Source organism: Actinomadura sp. CNU-125 (genome assembly GCF_001942465.1).
Lineage (GTDB): Bacteria > Actinomycetota > Actinomycetes > Streptosporangiales > Streptosporangiaceae > Spirillospora.
The window spans coordinates 1-4,606 of sequence record NZ_MKJY01000343.1 but is presented as its reverse complement, the minus strand read 5'-3'; the positions used below and the strand labels follow the sequence as shown (position 1 = coordinate 4,606).

4 protein-coding genes are annotated in these 4,606 nt (G+C 76.7%); 2 read left to right on the top strand and 2 right to left on the bottom strand.

All coding sequences use genetic code 11. From position 1 onward, the window contains the following. Positions 1–595, bottom strand: a 595-nt coding sequence (locus BJF79_RS62615; RefSeq protein WP_262402869.1) for a hypothetical protein, incomplete at its 3' end; no start/stop codon positions are given. Positions 596–1,289: 694 nt separating this feature from the next. Here BJF79_RS62615 and BJF79_RS62610 point away from each other — a divergent pair. Both BJF79_RS62610 and BJF79_RS32490 read left to right on the top strand, forming a co-directional pair. Continuing rightward, on the top strand, positions 1,290–1,508 hold the full coding sequence (locus tag BJF79_RS62610) for a helix-turn-helix domain-containing protein (protein WP_262402868.1): 219 nt from the start codon (positions 1,290–1,292) through the stop codon (positions 1,506–1,508). A gap of 3 nt (positions 1,509–1,511) precedes the next feature. Further along, positions 1,512–2,390: an alpha/beta fold hydrolase gene (locus BJF79_RS32490; protein ID WP_083734367.1), complete on the top strand. Its 879-nt coding sequence runs from the start codon at positions 1,512–1,514 to the stop codon at positions 2,388–2,390. Between the two features lie 17 nt (positions 2,391–2,407). Here BJF79_RS32490 and BJF79_RS32485 read toward each other — a convergent pair. Further along, a partial coding sequence (locus tag BJF79_RS32485) for an SDR family NAD(P)-dependent oxidoreductase (protein ID WP_143220523.1) occupies positions 2,408–4,606 on the bottom strand: 2,199 nt, incomplete at its 5' end.

Sequence of the window (4,606 nt, the reverse complement as noted above, 5' to 3'; positions counted from 1 at the left end):
GGCGGCGCGCCCGGGCCGTCCGGCTGAAGGACGCCGCCGTCGCCGCCTGGCTCGGCGGCCGGCCGGGACGGGCGGAGACGCTGCTGGCCGAGCGCGCGGAACGGGCCGCGACGACACCGGCCTCACCCTGGAGATCGCCCGGCTCCGGGGCCGGTTCGAACTGAATTCCGGGGACGTCGCCGAGGCCGTGCGGATCCTGGCGGCGGGCGACGGCCTGGACATGCTGGCCGACGCCGTGGAGGCGGCCTCCCATGTCGGGGACACCCCGGCCATCGTCGAGCTCGGCCGCAGGGCCGCGGCGCACCCCGAGGGGTTCCTGCGGGACGCGGTCGCCGGGATCGGCCTGACACTGGACGGCGACGCCGCGGGCCCGGGGCGTGCTGCGGGGGCGCTGGCGCGCGCCGGGGAACTGGAGGACGCGGCGCAGCATCTGTGGGCCACGGCCGCGGCCAGCGCCCTGGGCGAGATGGACCTGGCCGTCGAGATGGCCGAACGGGCCGGACGGGTCGCCCGGGTGTCGGGGCTGACCGGGCAGCTGCCCGCCGTGCTGGAGTTCGCGGCGACCGCCGAGCGCATCGCCGGGCGGCTCGCGCACAGCCGGGCCCTGTCGGAGGAGGGCCTGGCGCTCGCCCGGGAGGCCGGATACGCGAACACGGCGGCCGCGCACCTGGCCAACCTGGCGGCCCTGGCGGCGCTGCGCGGCGAGGAGAAACCGTGCGAACGGCTGGCCCGCGAGGCGCTGGCGATCGCCGTGCCGCACCGGGCGGGCCTGCAGGCGGGCGTGGCCGCGTACGCGCGGGCGCTGCTCGATCTGGGCCTGGGCCGCTACGGCACGGCGCACGACCGCTTCACGGCCCTCGCGGCGGCGGGTCCCGGCGCCGGGCATCCGACCGTGACGGGACGCGCGGCGCGCGACCGCATCGAGGCCGCCGTCGGCGCCGGGCGACCAGGCGGGCGCGCGGGCGGCGCTGCGCGCCTACGAACGGTGGACGGCGCACGCCGCGACGCCCGAGTCGCGCGCGCTGCTGGCCCGCTGCCGGGGCCTGGCCGAATCGTCCGAGGACGCCCTCGCCGAGGCGCTGCGGCTGCACACCAACCCGTTCGAAGCGGCCAGGACCGCCCTGCTGCTGGGCGAGCGCCTGCGCCGCGCGCAGCGCCCGGCCGAGGCGCGGACGCACCTGCGCAGAGCGTCGGAAACGTTCCGGCAGGCGGGCGCCGGGCCGTGGGCGAGGCGCGCGCAGGACGAGCTGCGCGCGGCGGGCGAGAGCGGGCCGGCTTCGCCTCCGGCGGTGCTCGACGCGCTGACCCCGCAGGAACTGCGCATCGCGGGCCTGGTCGCCGACGGGCTGTCGAGCAGGCAGATCGCCGCCCGGCTCCTCCTCAGCCCGCGCACGGTCGAATACCACCTGTACAAGATCTATCCGAAGCTGGGCATCGGCTCCCGTACGGAACTGGCGCGGCTAGTAGTTCTACAGAAGGCGCCCGCGGCCGAAGGCGCCATGCTCTGAGACATGCAGAACGTGACCATCTGGAGTGAAGAGTTCGGCGCCGACACCGACGCGCCCATCCTGCTGATCATGGGTTCGATGTCGCAGGGCGTCTGCTGGCCGGACGAGTTCGTCGGCCGCCTGGCCGCCGGCGGCCGCCGCGTCGTCCGGTACGACCACCGCGACACCGGCATGTCCGGCACCGTCGACTTCGCGGCCGAGCCGTACACGTGGGACGCCGTCAAGAACGACGTCTACCGCGTGATGGACGCCCACGGCCTCGAAAGCGCGCACCTGGTCGGGCATTCGGCGGGCGGGCTGCTCGGCCAGCTCATCGCCGTCGAGCGGCCGGAGCGGGTGCGTTCGCTGACCGTCATCGCGTCCTCGCCGCTCGGCGGCGGCGAAGGGCGGGTGCTCATGCGGGCGCTGACGGGCGAGCCGCAGCCCGAGGGCGCGCTGCCGGAGCCGAGGCCGGAGTTCACCGGCTTCTTCCGCGCCCTGATGGCCGCACCGCCGCCGCGGGACCGGCGCGCGGTGATCGACGGCATGATCGCCGAGCAGCGCGTCCTGCACGGCACCGGGCTGCCGTTCGACGAGGACGCGGCGCGGCGCCTGCAGGAGCGGATCTACGACCGCGCCCGCGACCTGTCGGCGGCGGCCAACCACCGGCTCGCCGCGGCGGCCGACCCCGGCTTCGAGCCGGTGGGCGCGCTGCCCCGGGTGACGGCGCCCACGCTGGTCATCGAGGGCACGCACGAGCCGGTCAAGCCGGGGCACGGCGCCGTCATCGCCGAGCGGATCCCGGGGGCGCGGCTGATGACCGTGGCGGGAATGGGGCACACGCTGCCGCCGGAGACGCACGAGGAACTGGCCGCGGCCGTCCTCGCGCACACGGCCGGGTGACGCCCCGGTCGCCGGAGCTAGGAATGTCGCGGGGCGAGGGTCTTGTCGATGTGGGCGGCGAGTTCGGCCGCCGAGGGGTTGGCCCATGCCGTGGCGGAGGTGAGAGAGGCGCCCAGGGCGTTGTTGAGGCGCTGGGTCAGCGCGACGGCCATGAGCGAGTCCAGGCCGACTTCGGTGAAGTGGGCGTGCGCGGGGACGGACGCGTGATCGGCGCACAGCAGGGCGGCCAGGCCGCGCAGCACGATCGCCTGGATCAGCTCGGTACGCGCCGGTCCGGGAGGCCGCGCGTGGACGGCGGCCGCGTCGAGGTCCTGCTCCGGCCCGGCCACCCGGGTCTGCACGTCGGCCAGGAGCGGGGCTTGCACGCCGTACGGGTAGTAGCGGGCCATCACCTCGGGCCGGTAGGGGAACATCCCGGTGTTCACCCTGCCGTGCCGGATGAGTTCGCGCAGCGCGGCGAACCCCTCGGCGTCGGTGATGGTCTCGAAGCCGCGTTCGGCGAAGTCGGTGGCGCGGCCGCTCTCCCCCCACGCGCCCCAGTTCACCGACAGCGCGGGCAGGCCCCGCCGGTGGCGCCATCGCGCGAACGCGTCGACCCAGTTTCCCGCGGCGGAGTAGCTCGGCTGCCCCAGGTTGCCGATCATGGCGGCCTGCGACGAGAAGATCACGAACCAGTCCAGGTCGATGCCCGCGGTGGCCTCGTGCAGGTTTCTGGCGCCGGTGACCTTGGGGTGCCAGACGGGCGCCACCCGGTCCGGCGTGAGTTCGCCCATCGGCGCGTCGTCGAGCACCACGGCGGTGTGCAGGACGCCGCGCAGGCCCGGTCCGGCGGCGGCGACCAGGCGCCGCGCGGTGCCGGGGTCGCCGATGTCCCCGCGGACCAGTTCCACTTCGCAGCCGCCCGCCCGCACCGCGTCGACGGCCTCGGCCTGCCGGGGGCCGGGCCGGCCGCGCCCGCCGAGAACGACCCGGGCAGCGCCGGCTCCGGCGAGCCACCGCGCGGCTTCCAGGCCCACGCCCCTGGTGGCGCCGGTGACGATGTAGGCGCCGCCGGGGCGGACCACGTCCCGTGGTGGCTCCTCGACGCGCAGCTTCCGGCCCGGTTCCGGGAACGTCAGCACGATCCGCCCGATGTGGTCGCCGGACGCCAGCCGCTTGAACGCGGCCGCGGCGCCGTCCAGCGGGCGGCTTTCGAAAGGCAGCGGCGCCAGCCGTCCGGCGGCGACTTCGGCGAGGGCCCGCTCGGCGGCGTCGCGGAGCACCCCCGGACGGTCCGCGGCGGTCAGCGCCATGTCCACCGCCGCGTAGGTGTTGCCGCGGCGCAGGTCGCTCAGGTCGACCCGGGTGCCGTCGAAGAGGTCCCGCTTGCCGATCTCCACGAACCGTCCGCGCGGCGCCAGCAGCGTCAGCGAGGCGTGCATGGCGGGGCCGCTCAGCGAGTTGAGGACGACGTCGACGCCGCGTCCGCCGGTGGCCTCGCGGACCTGCTCGGCGAAGCGCAGGTCGCGGGAGTCGAAGACGTGCTCGACGCCCCGCCCGCGCAGGTGGCGCCGCTTGGCCCCGGTCCCCGCGGTGGCCAGGACGGTCGCGCCGAGCAGCCGCGCCACGGCGACGGCGGCCAGCCCGGTTCCGCCCGCGGCCGAGTGGACGAGCACGGTCTCGCCCGCGCGCAGCCGTCCGACGTCGTGCAGGAAATGCCAGGCGTTGCCGTACGTCAGGGCGAGCGGGGCGAACTCGGCGGGGTCGGCGCCGGGCGGGAGCGGCAGGGTGAGCTCCGCGCGGGCCAGGCAGTGCGAGGCCATCGTCCCGCCGCCGGGGACGATCGCGGTGACGCGGTCTCCGGCGCGCACGTGGTCGACGCCGTCCCCGACGGCGACCACGACGCCGGTGGCGTCCGAGCCGAGCGGGGGAGCCTCGCCCTCCTCGGCCGGGTAGACGCCTAGAGCGATCATGACGTCGCGGAAGTGCACGGTGCACGCCTCGGGGCGTAGGAGCACCTCGCCCGGCCCCGGGACGGGCGGCGCCTGGCCGGTGGCGGCGAGGCGGAGCCCGTCCAGGCCGCCGTCCGTGCTCCGCAGGAGCGCGTACTCCTGTCCCCCGGCGGTGACGTCCACGGCCGGTGCCCGGCGGGCCGGGCGCGGCGCCAGCGCCCGCGCGATCCGGGCCACGCGGCGCCGCCCGGCCCGCCAGGTCGACCTCGGTCTCGTCGACACCGG

Coding starts and splice junctions, on each gene's coding strand:
- BJF79_RS32490 (WP_083734367.1), top strand. CDS start 1,512: ATGCAGAACGTGACCATCTGGAGTGAAGAGTTCGGCGCCGACACCGAC.